Genomic DNA, 22,933 nt, shown 5'->3' with positions numbered 1-22,933 from the left:
GGACGCAGGCTTCGCCAGCTGCTACAAGGGTTTTGTGCTGCTGCGTAGATGTGGCGCAACTCCCACGAGCCAGGTCGGCTATCAGGCCGCCTCGGCGGCTGTGGCGGCGAGCCACCGTACGTCAGGGACAAGAGCACTTGGCTAATTGGGGCCGGGCCGCGCAGGCTTTTCCAAGTGACTCGCCGTAAGGGCGAAACCAATATCAGCAGCAACCTGGCAACGGATATGTACGCCGAAAATCCTCAGCACCCGATCGGCGGCTGACCTCAAATCGGCCAATGCCGCGCAAACACCGGGGCCAGGGTCGGGTGCCGATCGATTCGCTCCAGCCAGGCGAAAAACCCCGGCCGCGCGTTGCGCAAATGCTCCCGACTCCCGGCCCACCGACTGACCACCGCCGCCAGCACGTCCAGCGCGCCCGGCGTTTCATCGCCCAAATACAACTCGCCCGAAAACTGATCGGCAAACACCTCCCAACTCCAGTGCAATCGAGTGCGCGCGCCAGCCATCAAATTATCCATGGACGCCTGATCCGCCTCGGCCAGCCAGCGCTCCGGGTAATCGATGACGCCGACGGCGGCGTAGCAATTGCTGACGATAAAGGCCAGACCACGAACCGCCTGATCACGCTCGGCGGGCTCCTCGGGCAGCAATTCAGATTTGGGAAACGCCAGGCCCAGGTGTATCAGAATCGCTGCGCTCTCGGTGAGAATGCTGCCATCTGGCAGCTGCAGCGTCGGTATCTGCTTGAGCGGATTGAGTTTCTCCAGCGCTGTCGCCGATTCAGGAGATGATTCGACGTCGATAAAGCGATAAGGAATCTCACACAATTCAAGTGCGGCTTCAATCGCGGCGGCGCCGGAATTCTGGTGCCCATAAAGTTGGTACATAAACACCTCCAATGGCGATCCTGTCGTTGTAGCAGCTGACTGTGGGCCTGCCGAAAAATTTCTTTTTTTCGCACTGCATCCAAATCGCGATCCGACGGGTAGTACCTGTAGCAGCCCCTGATGCTGCCGAGCGGGTTACCCACTTTCGGAGAAAACATCATGAACGCCAGACAACTGATTTGCCTCGCCGGTCTGTTTGCCGCCATCCCGGCAGCCTACGCCCAGACCAGTCTGCCCGACACCATCAAAGTGCCCGATGGCCACAAGGTCTCCATGCAAACCACCGGCGTGGGCGAAATCACTTACGAATGCCGCGACAAAGCGAACGCGGCCGGTCAGACCGAATGGGTATTTGTAGGCCCCAAAGCGGTACTCAATGATCGCAGCGGCAAGCAGGTCGGCACCTACTTCGGCCCGCCCGCCACCTGGCAGGCCAAAGACGGCTCGAAAGTGACTGGCACGCAACTGGCCGTGGCGCCGTCGAGCGCTGGCAACTTGCCGTATCAGTTGGTCAAGGCCAATCCCGCCGAGGGCAAAGGCGCGATGACCGGCGTGAGTTACATCCAGCGCGTCGCGCTCAAGGGCGGCGTGGCGCCAAGTGCCGAGTGCACGACGGCCAACAAGGGCAAGCAGGAAGTGGTGAAGTATCAGGCTGACTATATTTTCTGGTCGGCTTCTTGATGCCATGAGGTGTTGTGTCAGCCGTGCGCGTATCGGCTGACACTCACCTTCGCTCCGACACTCATGGAATTGTTTGCTAGATTGCATGGGTATCCACCTCTGACGGCTGAGCTCTGTGTCCTTGCCTGAATCGAATTTTGATTACGAAGACCGTCTGGCCGCCTGCGCGCGCGGTGAGCGGCAGGCGTTGCGGGATTTGTATGTGCAGGAGAGCCCGCGTTTGTTGGGCGTGGCCAAGCGTCTGGTGCGCGACACGGCACTGGCCGAAGACATCGTGCACGACGCCTTCCTGAAAATCTGGGCAGGCGCTGCACGTTTCGACCCGTCACGGGGATCGGCGCGCGGCTGGATGTTCACCGTGACCCGGCATCTGGCGCTGAATTTTTTGCGCGACAACAGCCGCGAGGTCTACGGCGAAGTTGCCGAGCATGAGCAGGAGCAGGAGCATGCGCAAAGCCTTGATGCCCAGGTGCATTCTTCGCGCATACACGGGTGCCTGGAGCAACTGGAACCGGCGCGGCGCAGCTGCATCGTGCATGCCTACGTCGACGGTTATTCCCACGCCGAGATTGCAGACAAACTCGGCACCCCGCTGGGCACCGTCAAAGCCTGGATCAAGCGGAGCCTGACGGCATTGCGGGAGTGCATGGGATGATCACCGGACCGGCCAATGAAACACCGGAAGAACTCGACGAACTCGCCAGCGAATACGTCTTGGGCACGCTCTCGGCGCAACGGCGTATCGAGGTACAACAACGTCTTGAAAGCGATACTGGATTGCGCAGCGCAGTCGACACCTGGGAGCGACGCCTGCTCGGCCTGACCGAACTGGCTGAAGCGCAGACACCGTCACCTCACCTCTGGCAGCGCATCGAGCGCAGTGTGCAAGGCTTCAATCGTGCACCAACAGCCGCGACCGTTGCATCTTCATCCTGGTGGAACCTGCTACCGCTGTGGCGTGGACTCGCCGGTGCGGGCCTGGCCGCCACCTTGTTGCTGGGTGCTCTGATGTTGACGCAGACCACGGTGAAACCGACGTACCTGGTGGTGCTGGTCGCTCCACAGGACAAGGCGCCGGGCTGGGTGATTCAAGCCAGCAACCGCAAAGAAATACAGCTGATCCCGCTGGGCGCGTTCGAGGTTCCGGAGGACAAGGCGCTGGAGTTCTGGACCAAGGGTACGGACTGGCAAGGACCGGTTTCGCTCGGCCTGGTAAAACCCGGGCAGACGCTCACCGTGCCGCTGGACAAGTTGCCGCCGCTGCAAGCGGATCAGCTATTCGAATTAACCCTGGAGAACCCTACTGGTTCACCGACCGGCAAACCAACCGGCCCGATTCAGGCCATCGGTCGCGCGGTGAAGGTAATCTGATCAGCGCCGAACAGCATTTCTGACAGGAGCAAGCTCGCTCGCTCCTGTCAGAAAATGGTGGCTTGAAGAGGTACGATCCACTGTGGGAGCCAGCCTGCTGGCGATGGACGTCAACGGTAAACGCGTTAGCACTGAACGAACGCAGCGACATTGAGACCAACGCGAGCAGGCTCGCTCCTACATGAAAGCACTCAGTTTCCCGCCCGCTTCATGCACCGCTGATAACGCTCATCGACCCGTTTGGCAAACCATGCTGTGGTCAGCTTGCGAGTGATTTTCGGACTTTGCAGCACGATCCCTGGCAGCACTGCACGCGGCAACGTCCGCCCTTCAGCTTGCTCGGCCAACGCGAAGACCTGTTGATAAAGATCGGTTTCTTCAAACTCCAGGCTTTTGCCCTTCTCCAGGTGCTCGCGAATGGTCGGATTGCGCATGCCCAACTGTTTGCCCAGCGTTCGCACCGCCAGTTCGGTAGTGCCCCGCATGATTGAATCGTAGCGAACCAGATCGCCATCCAGCGCCAGCGGTATGCCCGAAGCACGGCTCACTGCGTTCTGAAACGCCGCATTGCGGCTGGCGTACCAGCCGGCATTGAAATCGGCGAAACGGTAGAGCGGTTGCTGATAATTCACCGGGTACCCGAGCAAATGCGCGATACCGAAATACATGCCACCGCGTCGGCTGAACACTTCACGTCGAATGGAGCCGTCCACCGTGTAGGGGTAATCGCGCGACTGCGCCTCGGCAAAGTCGATGCTGACCTGCATCGGGCCGCCGGTGTGCACCGGGTTGAAGCCACCGAACAAGGTACGCCCCATCGGCACCATGCCGATGAAATCGTCAAAAATGGCGCTGAGCTCCTTTTCGCTGCGCGCAGCATTGAGCCGCTCGCTGTAGCTTTTGCCATTGCTCGAACGCACTTGCAACGCGCCGCTCACCAGCAGGTTGGGGATGTGCACTTTCGCCGCCCGACGGTTGATCTCTTCCCGAGCGATCTTGCCCAGGCCCGGCACCGGCGGATCGACCTGAAACGTCGATTCCTGTTCGGTGACCGCCAATACCGAGCACAGGTTTTGCGTTGACGGGTACAAATCCTGCGTGGCGAAAGCGACGTAGATGTCCGTGGCCCAGCCTTGACGGTCGGCGGTTTTCGCCGGCAACAGGCGCACGATTTCAGCCTTGACTTCGGCGGGTTTGCGCGCCGGCGGTTCCTGCACGCGCTGAGTTCCGCAACCGGCCAGCATCAGCAAGGCAGCGACGCTCGTGATCAATCGATTGGCTTGCATGACGCTCCATCAAATCCGTTGAGGCGAGATAACCATACGATCAATGGCATGGCGCAGGCTATGACTGTTGCCGCACCCACCCGTTCCCGCCCGAAATTTCCTACAGGATAGTCTGACAAATCAATTGCAAGACGTTACTGAGAAACCCTATCATTCGTGCCTGGAGTCGTATTTGCGCAAGGAGTTCCCGGCGCTAGCCATTCTTTCTCTCACTAGCGGTACGCCGCAGGTACGAAACATGATTGCTCCAGGCCTAATCGGCGTCCCTTATCGCCCGACACTCCTTGCCTTGCTTTGCGCCCTGTCCGTTAATGTCCACGCCGCTCCCGAGACCGCTGGGAACGCTGGCAAGCCATTGGTGCTGGGTGATGTCAACGTCAATGCGCAAGCCCCGACAACCACGGATCTGCCGCCGCCCTTTGCCGGTGGCCAAGTGGCGCGCGGCGGGCAGATGGGTGTTCTGGGGAATCAGGACATCATGGACGTGCCGTTCAGCATGGCCTCCTTCACTGAACAGCTGATTCAGGATCAGCAGGCCGAAGACGTTGCCGATGTGCTGCTCAACGACGCATCGGTGCGTCAGGCCAGCGGCTTTTCCAACCAGGCACAGATATTCATGATCCGCGGCCTGCCGCTGACCGGAGATGATATTTCCTACAACGGACTGTACGGCGTACTGCCGCGGCAAATCATTTCCACTGACGCTCTTGAGCGCGTGGAAGTGTTCAAAGGCCCCAACGCTTTCATCAACGGCGTTACGCCGACCGGCTCCGGTATCGGCGGTGGTGTCAACCTGCAACCCAAGCGCGCTGGCGATGAGCCGTTGCGCCGATTTACCACCGATATCAATGATGACGGCCGGATCGGCCAGCACCTGGATCTTGGCCAGCGTTTCGGCGAAGACAACCGCTTCGGCGCTCGCGTCAACCTGGCGCAACGCGAAGGCGATACCGCCATCGACAAGGAAAACCAGCGCTCCAAACTGTTCGCCATAGGCCTCGATTACCGTGGCGATGCGCTGCGTGTGTCCGGCGATTTCGCCTACCAGAAACAGCGGGTCAATGCCGGTCGCAACACGGTCAACGTCGGCAACGCCACGCACCTCCCGGATGCGCCATCGGCTGACACCAACTACGCGCCAAAATGGGGTTTCACCGAGATTGAAGACACCTTCGGCATGCTGCGCGCCGAATATGACCTGAACGACAGCTGGACCGCCTACATTGCCGGCGGCGCCAAGCACACCCGCGAAGTCGGTCGGTATAACTCGACCACGCTGGTCGGCAACGATGGCGGCTCCACAACCGGCGGCTCTTTCATTCCCCACGACGAGGACAATAAAAGCGTCATGGCCGGACTGAACGGGAAATTCAGCACTGGGCCTGTAAGCCATAAAGTAAACTTTGGGCTCGCCGGAATCTGGACCGAGCAGCGTAGCGCCTTCGACTTCGGTACCAGCTCACCGAACAATATTTATCATCCAATTGAAACGCCCGCTCCGCAGTCCGGATTCGCCGGGGGCGATTTGAATGATCCAGGGATAGTCGGTAAGACCTTTGCCCGCAGCGCCGCAATCTCGGACACTCTGGGTTTCTTCGATGATCGGTTGTTGATCACCGCCGGCCTGCGCCGGCAGCAACTGGTTGTTCAGGGATACGGGTATGCGGCGTATGGCTCAGGCAGCCGAAATGCGTCCTACGACGAATCGATCACTACTCCTGTCTATGGCATCGTATATAAACCGTGGGAAAGCGTCTCCTTCTACGCTAATCGTATTGAGGGGCTGGCAGAAGGTCCGACCTCGCCGACTCGATCCGGAAACGTGACTGTCATCAACGGTGATCAGGCTTTTCCTCCTGCGCGATCGAAGCAAATTGAAGCAGGCGTCAAAGTTGACATGGGTACTTACGGTGCCAGCTTCGGGGTATTCCGTATCGAACAGCCAAGCGACGGGTACGTCGACAACGCGACTGCGGTGTACGTCCGTGAAGGCGAACAGGTCAACAAAGGCGTGGAACTCAATGTCTTCGGCGAACCCATCAGCGGCCTGCGCCTGATCAGCGGCCTGACCCTGATCGACACCGAGTTGAAGAACACCGCCGGTGGCCTCAACGACGGCAACGATGCGATCGGCGTGCCGACCTTCCAGTTCAACGCCTCCGTCGACTGGGATGTGCCGGGCCTGCAGGGCGTGGCTTTGAATGGCCGCATGTTGCGCACTGGCGGACAATACGCCGATGCCGCCAACAACCTGAGCCTGCCGACCTGGAACCGTTTCGACGCCGGCGCTCGATATGCCTTCAAGGTTCAGGAAAAGGACGTGACGCTGCGCTTCGGCGTGGAAAACCTCGCCAACAAGAAATACTGGGAATCGGCTCAGGGCGGCTACCTGACCCAGGGCGAACCGCGCATGGCGAAGTTGTCGGGCACCATCGACTTCTGATCCGCAGCACTCACCGAAAAGGCCCCGCAGCTCCCCGGCTGCGGGGCCTTTTTCCGTTTGGCGGGCAGCCTGGCGACCGGTCCAGGCTGGACCATACTTGAGACGCACACACGGCGAGGACAGGCTGATGAAGCGCAGCGACGTTCTGATCATCGGCGCCGGCCCCACCGGCCTGGTGCTGGCCTTGTGGCTGAGCAAGATGAAGGTCTGCGTGCGCATCATCGACAAAACCCCGGCACCCGGCACTACCTCGCGGGCGCTGGCCGTACAAGCGCGCACACTGGAACTGTATCGCCAGCTCGACCTCAGCGACGCGGTGCTGGAAAACGGCCATCGAGTGGCAGCGGCGAATTTCTGGGTCAGGGGCGAACCGGTGACTCGCCTGCCGTTAACCGGCATCGGCGAGGATCTGACGCCATTTGCCTTTCTCGAAATATTTCCTCAGGACAAGCATGAGCTGCTGCTGATCGAGCGACTGCACGGGCTTGGCGTTCAGGTCGAACGCAGCACCACGCTGGAAAGTTTCGACGAAACCGGCGATGGCATCACCGCCCGCCTGCGCTTGCCCGATGGCCAGCAGGAAAGCTGTCAGGCGTGCTACATCGCAGGCTGCGACGGTGCGCGGTCGATCGTGCGCAAGGGCCTCGACAGCGGATTTCCCGGCGGCACCTATCAGCAGATTTTCTACGTGGCCGATGTGCAAGCCAGCGGCCCGGCGCTCAATGGCGAGCTGCACCTGGACCTGGACGATGCGGACTTTCTCGCGGTGTTTCCCATGGATGCCCAGGGTCGCGCGCGATTGATTGGCACCGTGCGCGATGAACGCGCAGAGCATCCACAAGACCTGCGATTTGCAGATGTCAGCAGCCGCGCCATCGAGCATCTCAAGGTGCAGATCGAGCAAGTGAACTGGTTTTCGACCTATCGCGTGCATCATCGCGTCGCCGATCATTTTCGCCAGGGCCGTGCGTTTCTACTGGGCGATGCGGCCCATGTGCACAGCCCCGCAGGCGGTCAGGGCATGAACACCGGCATCGGCGACGCGATCAACCTCGCGTGGAAACTCGCGACGGTATTGGATGGCAGTGCCGAGGCCAGGCTGCTCGACACCTACGAACCCGAGCGCATCGCATTTGCCCGCAAACTGGTGTCCACCACGGACCGTGTGTTCAGTTTCGTCACCGGCGAGGGACGCATCGCCGACTTGCTGCGCACGCGGCTGGCGCCGTTCCTGCTGCCGAAAATGGCATCGTTCGAGATCAATCGCGAGTTCGTTTTTCGTGCAGTGTCGCAGCTCACGCTCAACTATCGTGCGATGGCGCTGAGCAACGGCGTAGCCGGTCATGTGCATGGTGGCGACCGCATGCCCTGGGCGCATGACAGCGAAGGGGATAATTTCGAATCACTGAAGAACCCGATCTGGCAGGTGCATGTGTATGGCGACACCAGCGACGAGATGATCGCCTGGTGCGCTGAACATCATTTGCCGTTACAGGTGTTTGGCTGGCGAGCGGCGTTCGAGGCGGCCGGTCTGGCGCGCAACGGCTTTTACCTGTTGCGTCCAGACACCTATGTGGCGATCGCCGAGACGTGTTCCGATCCGAAAGTAATCGAGCGGTATTTTCGGGAGCACGGGATTCGGCCGTTTTTCACATGATTCAGAAACTCTACCAAATCAACGCGCGGCTCAAATCCCCGCCAACGCCAGGTCCATCGCAAAGTAGGTGAAGATCAGGTCAGCGCCCGCGCGTTTGATCGCGCCGAGGCTTTCGCGAACCACGCGATCCTCATCGATCGCGCCGGCTTGCGCAGCGAATTTGATCATCGCGTACTCCCCGCTTACCTGGTAAGCCGCCAGCGGCAGGCGCGAGACTTCGCGGATGTCGCGGATGATGTCGAGGTACGCGCCCGCTGGCTTGACCATCAAGGCGTCGGCCCCCTCCTGCTCGTCCAGCAGCGATTCGCGCACAGCCTCGCGACGGTTCATCGGGTTCATCTGATAGCTCTTGCGGTCGCCCTTGAGCGCGCTGCCGCCGGCTTCACGAAACGGGCCGTAGAGCGCCGAGGCGAATTTGGTCGAATAGGCCATGATCGGAATCTGGGTGAAACCGGCCTCATCAAGCGCCCTGCGAATCGCCCGAACCTGCCCGTCCATCGCGGCCGACGGGGCAATCACATCAGCACCGGCGCGCGCGGCGGCGACGGCTTGCTTGCCGAGATTGGTCAGGGTCTGGTCGTTATCGACTTCATGGTTGTGCAGCACACCGCAGTGACCGTGATCGGTGTATTCGCAGAAACAGGTGTCGGACATCACAATCATTTCCGGCACTGCGTCCTTGGCGATCCGCGACATGCGCGAGACCAGGCCGTTGTCGCTCCAGGTGTCGCTGCCGCTGCTGTCCAAATGATGAGACACGCCGAAGGTCATCACCGATTTGATCCCGGCGCGCGCATAGCGCTCGATCTCGCCAGCCAGTTTCGACTCCGGAATACGCATCACCCCGGGCATGCTGTTGATCGGCACAAAATCGTCAATTTCTTCCTCGACGAAGATCGGCAGCACCAGGTCGCTCACGCTGAATTCGGTTTCCTGGAACAGGTGGCGCAGGCTCGCATTGCGGCGCAGACGGCGGGGACGTGCTTCGGGGAACTGGCTGGACATGGGCATTCCTGCAAAAACGGCGGATGAGACAAAAGTCGTAGGGACGAAAGCTTATGCCCTGTGCGGCGCCGGGTACAAATCCCGAACGAGAAAAAACCCTTACGCCATCGGCAATAATCCCAAATCTATGTAGCAGCTGCCGAGCCTGCGAGGCTGCGTCCGGCCGTGCAACGGTCGTCATCCGTCCAATGGGTTTCAGCTAAACGTCATTGCAGCTGGCGACCGCTGCGCGGCCTGACGCAGCCTCGCAGGCTCGGCAGCTGCTACAGGGTTCTAGCGCGGTCGCTGAAAGCGGTCTGCCCGTACACCGGAGCGGTGTCGCCCATCCGAAACATGACCCGATGCATCCGGGCAAAATCGAGGATCGTCGGCTAATAGTCGTGATCTTTGCGCTGTAGGCCCTGGCGGACATCAAATCGCAACATCCTGTCGCTAACCTTTAACCCAATCCCGACCGTATTGCGTTTAAAGTGCTGCGCACTCGACGGTGATCGAACCAAACAGGCCTTGGAGCACTCTGAGAATGGCCTGCGTTTGACCGTAATGGCTACAACGACATGGAAACCACCTGATGCCGGGAGTTCAAGGTGTAGAGGTTTGTCAGCCTTAACCGATTGCGCTGAAGAATATCTATCGAATGATGAAGTTGCTGAAATTTGCCAAGCCTTTCAAGCATCGCGCCTACATTCTGCTGCCAGTTTTGCTGGCCATGAGCGCCCTGTTTCTAGCGCTGGAGTCCAGTGAGAGCCGCGCTCAACCGGCAGACGGCACCCAGACACTGGTGTTTCTGCGCCATGCGGAAAAACCCGCCGGTGGTCTCGGCCAACTGAACTGCCAGGGTTTGAACCGCGCCATTGACCTGGCCACCTTGTTGCCGGAAAAATTCGGTAAGGCCAACTACGTCTTCGCTGCCAACCCAACGCGCAATGTCGAAGAAGGCGAACTGGATAATTCCTACAGCTATATTCGTCCCTTGATGACCATCAGCCCCAGCGCGATCAAGCTCGGTCTGCCGGTGAACATCGAATTCTCGGCCAACGACACCAGTGACCTGGCCGATGAATTGCTCGAAGACAAGTATCACAACTCTGTGATTTACACCGCCTGGTCCCACGGTTACCTGCCGGAACTGATCAACAAGGTCGCGGGCGAAGCGGTCGGCAAGAAGCAGAACATCACCGAAGACTGGGCCTCCAGCGATTTCGACTCGCTCTACGTGCTCACCCTGACGTGGCACAACGGCAAGGCCAGCCTGCAGAGTCACACTTACAAGCAAGGTCTGGATAACGGTCTGCAAACCTGTCCGACCTGATGGTCCCTGGTTAGACGCATCGGCGAATATCTGCATCGAGCAAAGGGCTGGGCTATCATGCTGCCCATCTCCCCTTTGTCCGGATCTCCTCATGTCGCTCTCAACCACAGCCTCCCCTATCCGGGGTTGGTCGTTCTGGTGGAAACCCGCGTTGTTCGTGCTGGTGGCCTGCATCGGCCTCTACTACGTCAAGTGGTCGCCCTACTATGTGAAGGCGTTCGTCGCCGCTGACAATCACAGCATCGGCGTCTCCATCCTCAACGACGCTCAGACTGCCCCGCTGGCTGCCGCGCTGATTTACGCGAAAGTGTATTTTCTGGCGATCTGGAAGGCTGCTGTACTGGCGATCATTCTGGGTTCCCTGCTGCAAGTGTTGATCCCGCGAGACTGGTTGCTGCGCCTGTTCGGCCGCGCAGGGGTTGCCTCGACCGTGCGCGGGGGGCTGTTTGCCCTGCCGGGGATGATGTGTTCGTGTTGCGCAGCCCCCGTAGCCGCAAGCATGCGTCGTTCAAACGTTTCGGTGGGGGCCGCGCTGGCGTTCTGGATCGGCAATCCGGTGCTCAATCCGGCGACGCTGGTGTTCATGGGTTTCGTTCTCGGATGGGGCTTCACGGCATTGCGTCTGGTCGCGGGGATTGTCCTGGTGTTCGGCGTGTCGCTGGTGGCCCAGCGGATTGCCGGCCCGGAAACCCTGCCGGAAGCGGCGGTCGAAGCTGTCACCAATGCTACCGAGAAAGACACACAGCCCTTCCTGACACGCTGGGCGAAAACCCTGTGGCAGCTGTTCTGGAGCACCATCCCGGTCTACATCCTTGCGGTGCTGGTGCTGGGCGCCGTGCGGGTCTGGGTGTTCCCGCACATCGACGGGGCGATGGCCAACAGTTTGGTCTGGCTGATTCCTCTGGCGATTGTCGGCACGCTGTTCGTGATTCCGACTGCGGCCGAAATCCCTATCGTGCAAACCATGATGACCCTCGGCATGGGCACCGCACCGGCGGTCGCGCTGCTGATGACCCTGCCGAGCATCAGCCTGCCGTCGCTGTTGATGTTGCGCAAGGATTTCGACGCGCGGGTATTGGTGAGCGTGGCGCTGATGACGATGGGGATCGGCGTGGTCAGCGGGTTGATCGGGGCGGCGTTGCTTTAGGATTTGCAGGGAACCGGCGGGCCTCTTCGCGGGCCCGCCGATTCAACATCAGCCTCGCTGAATGACTCGCTGGCGAAGGTACTCAAGCACCGCCGCCTGCTCCCCGACGAACTCGATCCGTGCGCCCTTCTTCTCACGCTGAAACGCATACATCGGGTCGTAATACTCTCGCAGCAGCCCTTCGATCCAGTCGCGATGCAGGTCCACCGCACCGCTGCGGGCCTGCTCGGCCAAGGCCGCTTCCATCAGGATCAGCATCCGCCGATGTCGCTCGCCGCCCAGGCGCTTCTGAACATTGTTCAGGCTTGCCAGCAAACGTTCGGAAAAAAGCGCAAAGCCTTCCTCCCCGTGTACGCCGTTAAATTCGGCGCACAGGTCTACCACGTAATCACGCAGGATCCGCTCGACCCGGCCTGACAGGCTGTCTTCCAGCCACACCATCGGAAATTGCTGCATGCCCTGAAACAGCGGCAACGGCAAGGCGCAGCTGCCGACCATGCGGCTTTCGTCTTCCAGCACAAACTGCTCGATGCCACGATTGCGTTTTTTCAGCAGGTCCACCGCCAGACGGTTTTCGAAATCGATGTTGGACGGCTGCCCGGTTGCCCGCTTGCCGAAGCTGGAACCACGATGATTGGCGTGTCCTTCGAGATCGAGGCCGTTGTTCAACTGTGTCAGCACTTCGGTTTTGCCAGTGCCGGTCATGCCACCCAGCAAAACGAAATCGCTCTGGGTGAGCGCTTGCCCAAGCGACTCCAGCAGGAAAGTGCGCATGGCTTTATAGCCGCCACCGACCCGGGGGAAATCGATGCCCGCCTCATCCTTGAGCCACTGCTGGACGATCTGCGAACGCAAGCCCCCGCGAAAGCAGTACAGCAAACCTTCCGGATGCGCCCGGGCAAATTCCGCCCAGGCCTGGATGCGTTGCGCCTTGATCGGTCCGGACACCAGTTGATGGCCGAGGATGATCGCCGCCTGCTGGCCATGTTCCTTGTAACAGGTGCCGATGCGCTGGCGCTCGCTGTCGTTCATCAGCGGCAAGTTGGCGACGCCGGGGAAGGCACCCTTGATGAATTCGACCGGCGCACGCGTGTCCATCATCGGCCGTTCATGCAGGAAGATATCGCGGTAATCGGTGACGTCGATGGGCATCAATACACCTCGACCGCGTTTGTCTGTCGCTCGACCAGTTCACCGATCGGCTGCAGCGAAAGGCCAAGCTCGGCGGCGACTTCGAGGAACTGCGCGTTGCCTTCTGGCGTCACCGCAATCAGCAAACCACCGCTGGTTTGCGGATCGCACAGCACACGTTTGTGCAACTCCTGAATCCGCCCCAGCTTGCTGGCGTAGCTGTCGAAATTGCGCAAGGTGCCGCCGGGGACGCAGCCCTGCTCCAGGTAATACTCGACACCGGGCAGCTGCGGGACCCGCGCATATTCGATGCGCGCAGTGACCTGGCTGCCGTCGGCCATTTCCACCAGATGCCCCAGCAGACCGAACCCGGTAACGTCGGTCATCGCCGTGACGCCGTCGAGCTTGCCGAAACGGCTGCCCGGCTTGTTTAGCGTGCACATCCAGTCGCGGGCGAGGCCGATGTCAGCGTGACGCAACTTGCCCTTCTTCTCGGCTGTGGTGAGGATACCAATGCCCAGAGGCTTGGTGAGATAGAGCAGACAACCGACGGTGGCGGTGTCGTTACGCTTCATGTGGCGCTTGTGCACAAGCCCGGTCACGGCCAGGCCGAAGATCGGCTCCGGGGCGTCGATGGAATGGCCGCCGGCCAATGGAATGCCCGCCTCATCGCAAATCGAACGCCCGCCACGAATGACTTCCCGGGCAATCTCCGGGGCCAGCACGTTGACCGGCCAGCCCAGGATGGCAATCGCTATCAATGGATCGCCGCCCATGGCATAGATATCGCTGATCGCATTGGTGGCGGCAATCCGGCCGAAATCGAACGGGTCATCGACAATGGGCATGAAGAAATCCGTGGTCGAAACCACACCGCGCTCTTCGTCAATCGCATACACCGCCGCGTCATCGCGCGACGCGTTGCCCACCCACAGTTTAGGATCAAGATTCTGTGCGCCACTGCCGGCGAGAATCACTTCCAGCACCTGAGGAGAAATCTTGCAACCACACCCTGCGCCGTGGCTGTACTGTGTCAGACGGATCGGTTCGCTCATGGGGGCACCTCGTGAAGTCAATGCCGGCGATTCTAACAGAGCGCGGCACGGGCCAGTCGTATCGCGCGCGAGCGTGCCAGTCGCACGCCCCTTCAGAGCGATGTTCAGCATTCATTGACCTTTTTTGCTACATCCTGAAGAAGCGCGCTGAACCTGTCATTATCGAAGACTACCGTCTGACAATCCGACTGAATTTTCCGCCAGCCGGACGATCCTTCTACTACTACAGGGAGGAATTTGGGCTTTATGAACAACGCAAAACTTTTCGTTATTGAATACACCCTGCACGGCGCCCCCAAGTCCTTCATTATCCGGCTCGACAAAATGGATAACACTGAGGCGTGGCATTGGGCGAGTTGTGATGCGGGCGTGGGCCGGATTCCGCGGTTCGGGCGCGAGAAGGTGCAGAAAACCAGCAAGCCGATGGCGGAAAAATTCGGGGTGGAGAACGTTACCTGGCGACCCGCCGGGTGAATGACCGGGAGGACAAATGATGACAAGCCCGCCGCTGACCAGTTCGGCGCACATTGACTACGGCATCGACACTCTGTTTGGTCGTGACACCAGAAGTGCTGATTGCGAAGTGGGACTGGAACAGGTTGAGGGTGAGCCGAACCGTTTTGCCCTACGCGTCCAAGCGCCCGTACCCAAAGGGCTGGAAAAAGCCAATACGCTCCTGGTCCATGTGGACGGGCGGCGACTTAATGGCGTGATACGGCATATCGAACGGCTGAATGATGACAGCCTGAAACTGGAAGTGGAGCCTGAATAGGCTCCACTTTTTTTGCGCCGCTATTTTTTCGGTGATGCGCATTTGCAACCTTTATTGGCGCACGCTTCACCGCCGTCATGATGCTTGGCGCACGCCTCGCAACAGTAATGTTTACCGTGACGCGCAATGGGATGTTCGCCAAGCTCGCACGAACACTGAGGGCAGTCGCAGGTCTTTTCGGGCATGGGTCTGACTCCTGGGCAGTGGTTGTCGGAGGGCCGGGTGGAAAGGCCGGTCTCCTCAGTGTAGAAGTTGTCGGGGGGAATGCAGGTTACCGGAGGATATGGTTCGCCCGCAGGCGCCATTGCGAATAAGCCAGCGCCCTCAGAGATTTGGGTACATCCTCCCTCGCGGGCACGAAAGGTCTGCATATCGCTCACTCAACACAAGCAAAAATGCCCCGATCTCGCGACCGGGGCATTCTCATTCCAGCAACTAACCCATCAAACCCTTAGTGAGAAACCGCCCCACTCGCTCCAAGCCCGGTCTGCGAGCGAACAAATTGCGGGAAGAACAGCGCCCGCTCATTGTCTGCTGCCTTGGACTTGTCAGTGATCGAGAAGAACCAGATCCCTGCAAAGGCAATGATCATCGAGAACAGCGCAGGGTACTCATACGGGAAGATCGCCTTCTCGTGATGCAGAATCTGCACCCAGATGGTTGGCCCAAGCACCATCAAACCAACAGCACTGATCAGACCCAGCCAACCGCCGATCATCGCACCACGCGTGGTCAGCTTCTTCCAGTACATCGAAAGCAACAGCACAGGGAAGTTACAGCTCGCCGCGATGGAGAATGCCAGGCCAACCATGAACGCGATGTTCTGGCTTTCGAACAGAATGCCCAGACCAATCGCCAGCACTGCCAGGGCAATCGTGGTGATCTTCGAGACGCGGATTTCATCCTTCTCGTTGGCCTTGCCCTTCTTGATCACGCTGGCATACAGGTCATGGGACACCGCCGATGCACCGGCCAGGGTCAGACCGGCAACCACTGCCAGAATGGTCGCAAACGCTACCGCCGAGATGAAGCCCAGGAAGATGCTGCCACCGACCGCGTTGGCCAGGTGCACCGCCGCCATGTTGTTACCGCCCAACAGCGCGCCCGCCGCGTCTTTGAACGCCGGGTTGGTGCTCACCAGCAAGATCGCGCCGAAGCCGATGATGAAGGTCAGGATGTAGAAGTAACCAATGAAACCGGTTGCGTACAGCACGCTCTTGCGTGCTTCTTTTGCGTCACTCACGGTGAAGAAGCGCATCAGAATGTGCGGCAGGCCGGCGGTACCGAACATCAGCGCCAGGCCCAGCGAGAACGCCGAGATCGGATCTTTCACCAGACCGCCCGGGCTCATGATCGCTTCACCTTTAGGGTGAACCTTGATCGCCTCGGAAAACAGTGCGTTGAAATCGAAGTTGACGCTCTTCATCACCATCAGCGCCATGAACGAGGCACCGGACAGCAAAAGCACAGCCTTGATGATCTGTACCCAAGTGGTCGCCAGCATGCCGCCAAACAGCACGTACATGCACATCAGGATACCGACGAGGATGACCGCGATGTGGTAGTCGAGACCGAACAGCAACTGAATCAGCTTGCCGGCACCGACCATTTGCGCGATCAGGTAAAACGCTACCACTACCAGAGAACCACACGCGGATAGCGAACGGATCTGGGTTTGCCCAAGGCGGTAGGACGCCACGTCGGCAAAGGTGTACTTACCCAGGTTACGCAGACGTTCGGCGATCAGGAACAAAATGATCGGCCAGCCCACGAGGAAGCCGATCGAGTAGATCAGGCCGTCATAACCGGAGGTGAACACCAGCGCGGAAATACCCAGGAAGGACGCCGCAGACATATAGTCGCCGGCAATTGCCAGACCGTTCTGGAAGCCGGTGATCTTGCCGCCCGCCGCATAGTAGTCCGCGGCCGAATTGTTCTTCTTGGACGCCCAGTAAGTGATGTACAAAGTCGCGCCGACAAACGCCACGAACATCAGGATCGCGGCGACGTTCAGCGGTTGTTTGGTCACTGCACCGGTCAGGGCGTCAGCCGCCCAGGCCCCGGGTGCAAATGCTGCAATGCTCAATAGAGCCATTAGACGCCGGATCATTGCTGAGCCTCCTTGAGAATCGCATTGTTCAGGTCGTCGAATTCGCCATTGGCGCGTTTAACGTAGATGCCGGTCAGGACGAAGGCTGAAAGAATCAGCCCGACACCAATCGGTATGCCCCAGGTAATGGAAGACTCAGGGCTGATCTTCGCGCCCAATATATGCGGCCCATAAGCGATCAGAAGGATGAATCCGGAGTAAAGCCCAAGCATGATCGCCGAAAGAATCCAGGCGAACCTTTCTCGCTTGCTAACCAGCTCCTTGAAACGAGGGCTGTTTTGAATCGAGAGGTAAATGCTGTCGTTCATTGTTTTTATCCTCGCAGCACAGATGAAGTTGTAACGTCATCCACTTTATGCGGCTGCGGGACAGGTTCCAGACGACCTTAGTATTAGAACGACATGACACATGCGCCAATCTCCAGCATGCACAAATGAATGTAGGAGCGAGCCTGCTCGCGATTGCGTTGTGTCAGTCGACGCTCAAGTCATCTGACAGATTGCTATCGCGAGCAGGCTCGCTCCCACAGGTTTAAACGAGGTGACTGTTATTTAGTCCAGTCCGCAACACGCTCCGGATGCTTGGCAACCCACGCCTTGGCCGCTGCGTCAGGCTTGGCACCATCCTGAATCGCCAGCATCACTTCGCCGATTTCATCTTTCGAGGACCACTGGAAATTCTTCAGAAACTTCGCCACTTCCGGTGCCTTGGTTTCCAGTTCCTTGCTGCCGATACTGTTCACGGTCTCAGCGGCGCCGTACACGCCTTTTGGATCTTCAAGGAAACGCAGTTTCCACTTGGCGAACATCCAGTGCGGCACCCAGCCGGTGACGGCGATGGATTCGTTTTTCTTCTCGGCACGGGTCAGCTCGGCAATCATGCCGGCGCCGGAACTGGCTTTGAGTTGATAACTGGTCAGACCGTAATCCTTGATGGCCTGATCGGTCTTGAGCATCACACCCGAACCGGCGTCGATGCCGACAATGCGATTCTTGAAGGTATCGTCGGTTTTCAGGTCTTCGATGGATTTGGCCTTGACGTACTCAGGCACGATCAGACCGATTTTCGCGTCCTTGAAGTTCGGACCGTAATCGACCACCTGGTCCTTGTTCTTGGTCCAGTAATCGCCATGGGTGACCGGCAACCAGGCTGACAACATGGCATCAAGTTTACCGGTGGCCACGCCTTGCCACATGATCCCGGTAGCGACCGCTTGAAGTTTCACATCGTAATCGAGCTTTTGCCTGATCACCTCGGCCGCAACGTGGGTGGTCGCAACGCTGTCAGACCAGCCGTCGACGTAGCCGATGGTGACAGCCCCTTTCGCGGCCAGGGCGTGGGCGGAGCCAATCGCAAGCACCAGAGCGGCACCCGCGCCTAAAAGTCGTCGCATCTTCATCGTTACTTCCCCGAAAGTGCTGCGCCCGACGGATGCCGAGCCGCGTCAACGTATTGTTATAGTGCACAGCGCCTCCATCACGCTCACCGTAAACTCGCTAAACCATCAGTGGAGTACTGACGCTTTCGATCATCAACCCGACGCAAACGGCGACCTGCTCTGCCAGCGACCTCGAAGCATCGAGAAACGACATCAGAAGGCCATTAATGAGTACGGTCATGAGCAGAGCCGCCGATACGCCCGAACTTTGCATGTCAAAATCGTGCAGACCACCCAAGCGAGTCTTAAATACAGGTAACATGCGCCGCTTTGCTCCCAGACGGCCTGACCATGCCCGCGACATCCCGCTTTCCTTTTTTCGCTTATTTATTCGCCTGCCTGCTGGGGCTTTTCGCCCTCTGTGGCTTTTGGTACGGAATCGGCAAACCGGTGATACTGCCGGACGTGGCGAGCGCGACGCACAAACTGCAATGCGCTTCCTACACGCCATTCGACAAGGATCAATCGCCGTTCGACGTGCCATTCAAATTGCGCCCCGAGCGCATGGATGCCGACCTGGCATTGCTGGCCACGCGCTTCGAATGCATTCGCACCTATTCCATGACGGGCCTGGAGGCCTTGCCTGATCTGGCGCGCAAGCACGGTTTGAAATTGATGATCGGCGCGTGGGTGAACAGCAACTCGGTGGACACCGAAAAAGAAGTCGACTTGCTGATTGCTTCTGCCAACGCCAACGCCGATGTGGTCACGTCGGTGATCGTCGGCAACGAAACCTTGCTGCGCAAGGAAATCACCGGCGCGCAACTGGCCAGGCTGATCAACAAGGTCAAAAACCAGGTCAAACAACCGGTCACCTACGCCGATGTCTGGGAGTTCTGGCTGAAACATCCGGAAGTCGCCCCGGCAGTGGATTTCCTGACCATTCACTTGTTGCCGTATTGGGAAGACGATCCGTCGAACATCGACGCCGCGCTGCAGCATGTCGCCGAAGTACGCCAGGTATTCGGCAACAAGTTCGCGCCCAAGGACGTGGTGATCGGTGAAACCGGCTGGCCAAGCGAAGGCCGCCAGCGCGAAACCGCCCTGCCGAGCCGCGTCAATGAAGCCAAGTTCATCCGCGGTTTTGTCATCATGGCCGAGCAGGAAGGCTGGCATTACAACCTGATCGAAGCCTTCGACCAGCCGTGGAAACGTGCCAGTGAAGGTGCAGTTGGTGGTTACTGGGGGCTGTTCGATGCCGATCGCCAGGACAAAGGCGTGCTCGCCGGGCCAGTGTCGAACGTACCCTATTGGTCGCAATGGCTGGCGGTGGGGGGCTTGATCTTCATCGGCACGCTGCTGCTCGGCGGCCGCGTTCGTAATACCCGCGCTGCACTGGTGCTGCCGCTGCTGGCTGCTTTGGCTGCCTGCGCACTCGGGGCCTGGGGTGATCTGGCGCGAGTGACCACGCGGTTTGCCAGCGAATGGCTGTGGGTTGCGCTGCTGACCGGTTTGAATGTGCTGGTGCTGGCACATGCCGCGCTCACTTTGAGTGTCCGCGAAGGATGGCGTGGACGTGCATTCGCGGTGCTGGAACGCCGAGCCGGCTGGCTGGTGGCCGCCGCAGGCTTCGCTGCCGCCGTGACGATGCTCGAGCTGGTGCTTGATCCGCGTTATCGCAGCTTCCCGAGCGTCGCGTTCATCCTTCCGGCACTGGTGTACCTGTGCCGTCCGGTGAATGTGCCGCGGCGGGAGATTGCACTGCTGACCTTTATCGTCGGTGCCGGCATTGCGCCGCAGCTGTATCGTGAAGGCTTGCTGAATCAGCAGGCGTGGGGCTGGGCGCTGGTGAGTGTGTTGATGGTGATTGCATTGTGGCGATGCTTGCGGGTTCGCGCGGTCTGATTTGCAGGGCAGCGTCTGACCCCATCGCTGGCAAGCCAGCTCCTACCCGGATATACGCTTGTCATAAATCCGGTAGGGCCGGCTTGCTGGCGATTCGCTTCTTCAAACGCCGCGAGACGCCCTCACCAACCGCAACCCGGCAATCACCACCGCAAACACCGCCAGCGTCGTGTTATATAGCGCCAGCGCCGGCAGCCCGAACACCAGCGCCAGCACCGCGAGCCACCACCCGGCCCGCCCAGGGATCACGAAACCGATGATGGCCGCCGCCAGCGCTGAATAGCCGAGAACCTGGAAGTGGATCATCAAGCCCAGGTTTGAGCGCACGACGCATTCCCAACGGCTGGCCTCGTCCACGCAGACGCCGACCCACTGCGCATCCTCCATGAAGCCATAGCGTGCGCCATAGCTGGCGGCCAGCCACAATGGAAGCAGAACAAGCAATAGAATCACGGGTACACGGCGGGACATGGCACACTCCAACGGGACGAAAACGGCGGCCAGCTTAATCGCCCGACAGCTTTAAGCAAACGCGCGTAACAGATAAATAGTCACGAAATAGCTGCAAAGTGTATCGTCCAGCTACTATTACTCCGAATTAGTCCTGATTGGTGCCGATCCATGGCACTTTGGTGCAACCCCGGCGGTCATAGCCTGCGAACTTTATTCGGCACCTTCCTCTTAGGGATCTAGTCATGCTCCGTTCCTTGCGCTTCGCCGCCCTGTTTGGCGGCCTTATTTTGAGTGCGTCCGCACTGGCGGTCGACATCGACGCCGCCAGTTATGGCTATCCCTTGACCAACCCGTTCGAGGCGACCATTGCCACGACCCCTCCGGACCTGCGTCCGGAGCTGCCGCTGGACGATGACATCGATCAGGAGGATCGCAGTGTTACCTTGCGCCCGGAGCGTGAATTCGAGCTACCGGACAACTTCTGGCCGGTGAAAAAACTCACCTATCGCATTGCGACCCAGGATAAGGCCGCGCCGTTGATCTTCCTCATCGCCGGCACGGGCGCACGCTATGACAGCAGCCTCAACGAATACTTGAAGAAGCTGTATTACAAAGCCGGTTACCACGTGGTGCAATTGTCGTCGCCCACCAGCTTCGACTTCATCAGCGCCGCATCACGCTTCGCCACGCCGGGTATCACCAAGGAAGACGCCGAAGACATGTACCGGGTGATGCAGGCTGTCAGAGCGCAGAACCCGAACGTGCCGGTGACCGATTACTATCTGACCGGTTACAGCCTTGGCGCCCTGGACGCGGCATTTGTCGCTCACCTGGACGAAACCCGTCGCAGCTTCAACTTCAAGAAAGTCCTGCTGCTCAATCCTCCGGTCAACCTCTACACCTCGATCACCAACCTCGACCGGTTGGTGCAGACCGAGGTGAAGGGCATTACTGACAGCACCACTTTTTACGAATTGGTGCTGAGCAAGCTGACCCGCTACTTCCAGCAGAAAGGCTACATCGACCTCAACGACGCTTTGCTCTACGACTTCCAGCAGTCCAAGCAACACTTGAGCAACGAGCAGATGGCGATGCTGATCGGCACCTCGTTCCGCTTCTCGGCGGCCGACATTGCCTTCACGTCCGACCTGATCAACCGTCGCGGCCTGATCACCCCACCAAAGCATCCGATTACCCAGGGCACCAGCCTCACCCCGTTCCTCAAACGTGCATTGCAGTGCGACTTCGATTGCTACATCACCGAGCAAGTCATCCCGATGTGGCGCGCGCGCACCGATGGCGGCAGCCTGTTGCAACTGATCGACCAAGTGAGCCTGTACGCCCTTGAAGACTACCTGCGCGACAGCCCGAAAATCGCCGTCATGCACAACGCCGATGACGTGATCCTCGGCCCTGGCGACCTCGGTTTCCTGCGCAAGACCTTTGGCGACCGTTTGACTGTTTATCCACTGGGCGGCCATTGCGGCAACCTTAATTACCGCGTCAACAGCGACGCCATGCTGGAGTTTTTCCGTGGCTAAATATCTCCTGCTTATCGCAGCGCTACTCTGTGCAGGCGTCGCCAATGCCGATAACAGCAAAGCCAACGCGCCGGTTGTGATCGACAACGACGGTTTCAAGGAACCGCTAAGCAAGCTCAAATTCAACCCGGGCCTGGATCAGCGTGAATTCGAACGCTCGACGCTCAACGCATTGAACGTGTACGACCCGCTGGAAGAGTGGAACCGTCGGGTTTATCACTTCAACTATCGCTTCGACCAGTGGGTGTTCCTGCCCGTCGTCGATGGTTATCGTTACATCACGCCGAGCTTCTTGCGCACCGGCGTCAGCAACTTTTTCAACAACCTCGGCGACGTGCCGAACCTGATGAACAGCCTGCTGCAGTTCAAGGGCAAGCGTTCAATGGAAACCACCGCACGCCTGTTGCTCAACACCACCGTCGGCATCGCCGGTTTGTGGGACCCGGCAACTGCCATGGGCCTGCCGCGCCAGAGCGAGGACTTCGGTCAGACCCTCGGCTTCTACGGTGTGCCGGGCGGCGCCTATTTCGTGCTGCCAATCCTCGGTCCATCCAACATCCGCGATACCGGTGGCCTAGCAGTGGATTTCACGACAGAGTCGGCAATCAACTTCCTCAACGTTGCCGAAGTCAGCTCCAACCACCCCGAACTGTGGTTGTTGCGCAGCATCGACAAGCGTAACCAGACCAGCTTCCGCTACGGCCAGCTGAACTCGCCGTTCGAGTATGAGAAGGTTCGTTACGTCTACACCGAGTCGCGTAAGTTGCAGATCGCCGAGTAAATCATCGGTAATAAA

General features: G+C 59.3%; 23 protein-coding genes. 12 read left to right on the top strand and 11 right to left on the bottom strand.

From position 1 onward, the window contains the following. Nucleotides 1-266: 266 nt before the first annotated feature. Nucleotides 267-890: a glutathione S-transferase N-terminal domain-containing protein gene (locus tag F8N12_RS22905; RefSeq protein WP_150582423.1), complete on the bottom strand. Its 624-nt coding sequence runs from the start codon at nt 888-890 to the stop codon at nt 267-269. A 159-nt stretch (nt 891-1,049) separates the two neighbouring features. Between F8N12_RS22905 and F8N12_RS22900 the strand changes: the two genes are divergently transcribed. The 3 genes from F8N12_RS22900 (at nt 1,050) to F8N12_RS22890 (ending at nt 2,942) form a co-directional block, all read left to right on the top strand. Beyond that, entirely contained in the window at nt 1,050-1,571 is a 522-nt protein-coding gene (locus F8N12_RS22900) for a DUF3455 domain-containing protein (protein ID WP_150582422.1), read from the top strand. A 115-nt stretch (nt 1,572-1,686) separates the two neighbouring features. Next, complete coding sequence (locus tag F8N12_RS22895) at nt 1,687-2,226, top strand: sigma-70 family RNA polymerase sigma factor (RefSeq protein WP_150582421.1); 540 nt, start codon at nt 1,687-1,689, stop codon at nt 2,224-2,226. Then, nucleotides 2,223-2,942 carry an anti-sigma factor domain-containing protein gene (locus F8N12_RS22890; RefSeq protein WP_150582420.1) on the top strand — a complete coding sequence of 240 codons (720 nt, stop codon included), beginning with the start codon at nt 2,223-2,225 and terminating at the stop codon, nt 2,940-2,942. Before F8N12_RS22895 ends, F8N12_RS22890 begins: the two co-directional genes overlap by 4 nt. 191 nt (nt 2,943-3,133) lie before the next feature. On the opposite strand, the gene F8N12_RS22885 is transcribed toward F8N12_RS22890, so the two are convergent. Next, nucleotides 3,134-4,228 carry a DUF1615 domain-containing protein gene (locus F8N12_RS22885; protein WP_150582419.1) on the bottom strand — a complete coding sequence of 365 codons (1,095 nt, stop codon included), beginning with the start codon at nt 4,226-4,228 and terminating at the stop codon, nt 3,134-3,136. A 238-nt stretch (nt 4,229-4,466) separates the two neighbouring features. On the opposite strand from F8N12_RS22885, the gene F8N12_RS22880 reads away from it, so the two are divergent. Together F8N12_RS22880 and F8N12_RS22875 are read left to right on the top strand one after the other, a co-directional pair. Beyond that, on the top strand, nt 4,467-6,671 hold the full coding sequence (locus F8N12_RS22880; RefSeq protein WP_150582418.1) for a TonB-dependent receptor: 2,205 nt from the start codon (nt 4,467-4,469) through the stop codon (nt 6,669-6,671). A 127-nt stretch (nt 6,672-6,798) separates the two neighbouring features. Then, a complete protein-coding gene (locus F8N12_RS22875) occupies nt 6,799-8,328 on the top strand; it encodes an FAD-dependent monooxygenase (RefSeq protein ID WP_150582417.1) in 1,530 nt (509 codons plus the stop codon). A 30-nt stretch (nt 8,329-8,358) separates the two neighbouring features. On the opposite strand, the gene hemB is transcribed toward F8N12_RS22875, so the two are convergent. Further along, entirely contained in the window at nt 8,359-9,333 is a 975-nt protein-coding gene (hemB, locus tag F8N12_RS22870; RefSeq protein WP_150582416.1) for a porphobilinogen synthase, read from the bottom strand. 637 nt (nt 9,334-9,970) lie between these two features. Between hemB and F8N12_RS22865 the strand changes: the two genes are divergently transcribed. Together F8N12_RS22865 and F8N12_RS22860 are read left to right on the top strand one after the other, a co-directional pair. Next, nucleotides 9,971-10,645 carry a histidine phosphatase family protein gene (locus tag F8N12_RS22865; protein ID WP_150582415.1) on the top strand — a complete coding sequence of 225 codons (675 nt, stop codon included), beginning with the start codon at nt 9,971-9,973 and terminating at the stop codon, nt 10,643-10,645. A 91-nt stretch (nt 10,646-10,736) separates the two neighbouring features. Continuing rightward, complete coding sequence (locus F8N12_RS22860; protein WP_150582414.1) at nt 10,737-11,792, top strand: permease; 1,056 nt, start codon at nt 10,737-10,739, stop codon at nt 11,790-11,792. Between the two features lie 48 nt (nt 11,793-11,840). On the opposite strand, the gene mnmH is transcribed toward F8N12_RS22860, so the two are convergent. Together mnmH and selD are read right to left on the bottom strand one after the other, a co-directional pair. After that, the gene (mnmH, locus tag F8N12_RS22855; protein ID WP_150582413.1) at nt 11,841-12,944 is read right to left on the bottom strand and encodes a tRNA 2-selenouridine(34) synthase MnmH; all 1,104 of its coding nucleotides are present in this window, start codon (nt 12,942-12,944) and stop codon (nt 11,841-11,843) included. Next, nucleotides 12,944-13,978 carry a selenide, water dikinase SelD gene (gene selD, locus F8N12_RS22850; protein ID WP_150582412.1) on the bottom strand — a complete coding sequence of 345 codons (1,035 nt, stop codon included), beginning with the start codon at nt 13,976-13,978 and terminating at the stop codon, nt 12,944-12,946. Before selD ends, mnmH begins: the two co-directional genes overlap by 1 nt. A 246-nt stretch (nt 13,979-14,224) precedes the next feature. Between selD and F8N12_RS22845 the strand changes: the two genes are divergently transcribed. Together F8N12_RS22845 and F8N12_RS22840 are read left to right on the top strand one after the other, a co-directional pair. Further along, nucleotides 14,225-14,452: a DUF6555 family protein gene (locus tag F8N12_RS22845; RefSeq protein WP_028622719.1), complete on the top strand. Its 228-nt coding sequence runs from the start codon at nt 14,225-14,227 to the stop codon at nt 14,450-14,452. Between the two features lie 19 nt (nt 14,453-14,471). After that, entirely contained in the window at nt 14,472-14,750 is a 279-nt protein-coding gene (locus F8N12_RS22840) for a hypothetical protein (RefSeq protein WP_150582429.1), read from the top strand. Nucleotides 14,751-14,770: 20 nt separating this feature from the next. On the opposite strand, the gene F8N12_RS22835 is transcribed toward F8N12_RS22840, so the two are convergent. The 5 genes from F8N12_RS22835 to F8N12_RS28065 form a co-directional block, all read right to left on the bottom strand. Next, the gene (locus F8N12_RS22835) at nt 14,771-14,935 is read right to left on the bottom strand and encodes a metallothionein (protein WP_150582411.1); all 165 of its coding nucleotides are present in this window, start codon (nt 14,933-14,935) and stop codon (nt 14,771-14,773) included. A gap of 266 nt (nt 14,936-15,201) precedes the next feature. After that, on the bottom strand, nt 15,202-16,860 hold the full coding sequence (locus tag F8N12_RS22830) for a cation acetate symporter (protein ID WP_150582410.1): 1,659 nt from the start codon (nt 16,858-16,860) through the stop codon (nt 15,202-15,204). After that, entirely contained in the window at nt 16,857-17,168 is a 312-nt protein-coding gene (locus F8N12_RS22825; protein WP_150582409.1) for a DUF485 domain-containing protein, read from the bottom strand. Before F8N12_RS22825 ends, F8N12_RS22830 begins: the two co-directional genes overlap by 4 nt. A 239-nt stretch (nt 17,169-17,407) precedes the next feature. Further along, nucleotides 17,408-18,259 (bottom strand): glycine betaine ABC transporter substrate-binding protein, encoded by an 852-nt coding sequence (locus F8N12_RS22820; RefSeq protein WP_150582408.1) that lies wholly within the window; start codon nt 18,257-18,259, stop codon nt 17,408-17,410. Between the two features lie 97 nt (nt 18,260-18,356). Further along, nucleotides 18,357-18,479, bottom strand: coding sequence for a hypothetical protein (locus F8N12_RS28065; RefSeq protein WP_263596526.1), 123 nt, complete (start codon nt 18,477-18,479; stop codon nt 18,357-18,359). A gap of 110 nt (nt 18,480-18,589) precedes the next feature. Here F8N12_RS28065 and F8N12_RS22810 point away from each other — a divergent pair, with 110 nt between their 5' ends. Beyond that, entirely contained in the window at nt 18,590-20,143 is a 1,554-nt protein-coding gene (locus F8N12_RS22810) for a beta (1-6) glucans synthase (protein ID WP_224787745.1), read from the top strand. Nucleotides 20,144-20,245: 102 nt separating this feature from the next. Here F8N12_RS22810 and F8N12_RS22805 read toward each other — a convergent pair whose 3' ends face one another. After that, the gene (locus F8N12_RS22805; protein ID WP_150582407.1) at nt 20,246-20,614 is read right to left on the bottom strand and encodes a hypothetical protein; all 369 of its coding nucleotides are present in this window, start codon (nt 20,612-20,614) and stop codon (nt 20,246-20,248) included. Between the two features lie 224 nt (nt 20,615-20,838). Here F8N12_RS22805 and F8N12_RS22800 point away from each other — a divergent pair, with 224 nt between their 5' ends. Together F8N12_RS22800 and F8N12_RS22795 are read left to right on the top strand one after the other, a co-directional pair. After that, a complete protein-coding gene (locus F8N12_RS22800) occupies nt 20,839-22,137 on the top strand; it encodes a serine/threonine protein kinase (RefSeq protein ID WP_150582406.1) in 1,299 nt (432 codons plus the stop codon). Further along, a complete protein-coding gene (locus F8N12_RS22795; protein ID WP_150582405.1) occupies nt 22,130-22,918 on the top strand; it encodes a VacJ family lipoprotein in 789 nt (262 codons plus the stop codon). Before F8N12_RS22800 ends, F8N12_RS22795 begins: the two co-directional genes overlap by 8 nt. The last annotated feature ends 15 nt before the right edge of the window (nt 22,919-22,933 follow it).

Source organism: Pseudomonas fluorescens, assembly GCF_902497625.1.
Classification (GTDB): domain Bacteria; phylum Pseudomonadota; class Gammaproteobacteria; order Pseudomonadales; family Pseudomonadaceae; genus Aquipseudomonas; species Aquipseudomonas fluorescens_BQ.
The sequence above is the reverse complement of the archived record's forward strand: the minus strand, read 5'-3'. Positions and strand labels throughout refer to the sequence as shown.

Bases quoted from the DNA above. Each gene is read 5' to 3' on its own strand.
- F8N12_RS22820 (WP_150582408.1), bottom strand. From the start codon at position 18,259: ATGAAGATGCGACGACTTTTAGGCGCGGGTGCCGCTCTGGTGCTTGCG.
- F8N12_RS22800 (WP_150582406.1), top strand. From the start codon at position 20,839: ATGCTCCGTTCCTTGCGCTTCGCCGCCCTGTTTGGCGGCCTTATTTTG.
- F8N12_RS28065 (WP_263596526.1), bottom strand. From the start codon at position 18,479: ATGACCGTACTCATTAATGGCCTTCTGATGTCGTTTCTCGATGCTTCG.
- F8N12_RS22880 (WP_150582418.1), top strand. From the start codon at position 4,467: ATGATTGCTCCAGGCCTAATCGGCGTCCCTTATCGCCCGACACTCCTT.
- F8N12_RS22825 (WP_150582409.1), bottom strand. From the start codon at position 17,168: ATGAACGACAGCATTTACCTCTCGATTCAAAACAGCCCTCGTTTCAAG.
- F8N12_RS22835 (WP_150582411.1), bottom strand. From the start codon at position 14,935: ATGCCCGAAAAGACCTGCGACTGCCCTCAGTGTTCGTGCGAGCTTGGC.
- F8N12_RS22810 (WP_224787745.1), top strand. From the start codon at position 18,590: ATGCCCGCGACATCCCGCTTTCCTTTTTTCGCTTATTTATTCGCCTGC.
- F8N12_RS22860 (WP_150582414.1), top strand. From the start codon at position 10,737: ATGTCGCTCTCAACCACAGCCTCCCCTATCCGGGGTTGGTCGTTCTGG.
- F8N12_RS22875 (WP_150582417.1), top strand. From the start codon at position 6,799: ATGAAGCGCAGCGACGTTCTGATCATCGGCGCCGGCCCCACCGGCCTG.
- F8N12_RS22885 (WP_150582419.1), bottom strand. From the start codon at position 4,228: ATGCAAGCCAATCGATTGATCACGAGCGTCGCTGCCTTGCTGATGCTG.
- F8N12_RS22900 (WP_150582422.1), top strand. From the start codon at position 1,050: ATGAACGCCAGACAACTGATTTGCCTCGCCGGTCTGTTTGCCGCCATC.
- F8N12_RS22865 (WP_150582415.1), top strand. From the start codon at position 9,971: ATGATGAAGTTGCTGAAATTTGCCAAGCCTTTCAAGCATCGCGCCTAC.
- mnmH (WP_150582413.1), bottom strand. From the start codon at position 12,944: ATGCCCATCGACGTCACCGATTACCGCGATATCTTCCTGCATGAACGG.
- F8N12_RS22840 (WP_150582429.1), top strand. From the start codon at position 14,472: ATGACAAGCCCGCCGCTGACCAGTTCGGCGCACATTGACTACGGCATC.
- F8N12_RS22830 (WP_150582410.1), bottom strand. From the start codon at position 16,860: ATGATCCGGCGTCTAATGGCTCTATTGAGCATTGCAGCATTTGCACCC.
- F8N12_RS22805 (WP_150582407.1), bottom strand. From the start codon at position 20,614: ATGTCCCGCCGTGTACCCGTGATTCTATTGCTTGTTCTGCTTCCATTG.
- F8N12_RS22845 (WP_028622719.1), top strand. From the start codon at position 14,225: ATGAACAACGCAAAACTTTTCGTTATTGAATACACCCTGCACGGCGCC.
- hemB (WP_150582416.1), bottom strand. From the start codon at position 9,333: ATGTCCAGCCAGTTCCCCGAAGCACGTCCCCGCCGTCTGCGCCGCAAT.
- selD (WP_150582412.1), bottom strand. From the start codon at position 13,978: ATGAGCGAACCGATCCGTCTGACACAGTACAGCCACGGCGCAGGGTGT.
- F8N12_RS22890 (WP_150582420.1), top strand. From the start codon at position 2,223: ATGATCACCGGACCGGCCAATGAAACACCGGAAGAACTCGACGAACTC.
- F8N12_RS22905 (WP_150582423.1), bottom strand. From the start codon at position 890: ATGTACCAACTTTATGGGCACCAGAATTCCGGCGCCGCCGCGATTGAA.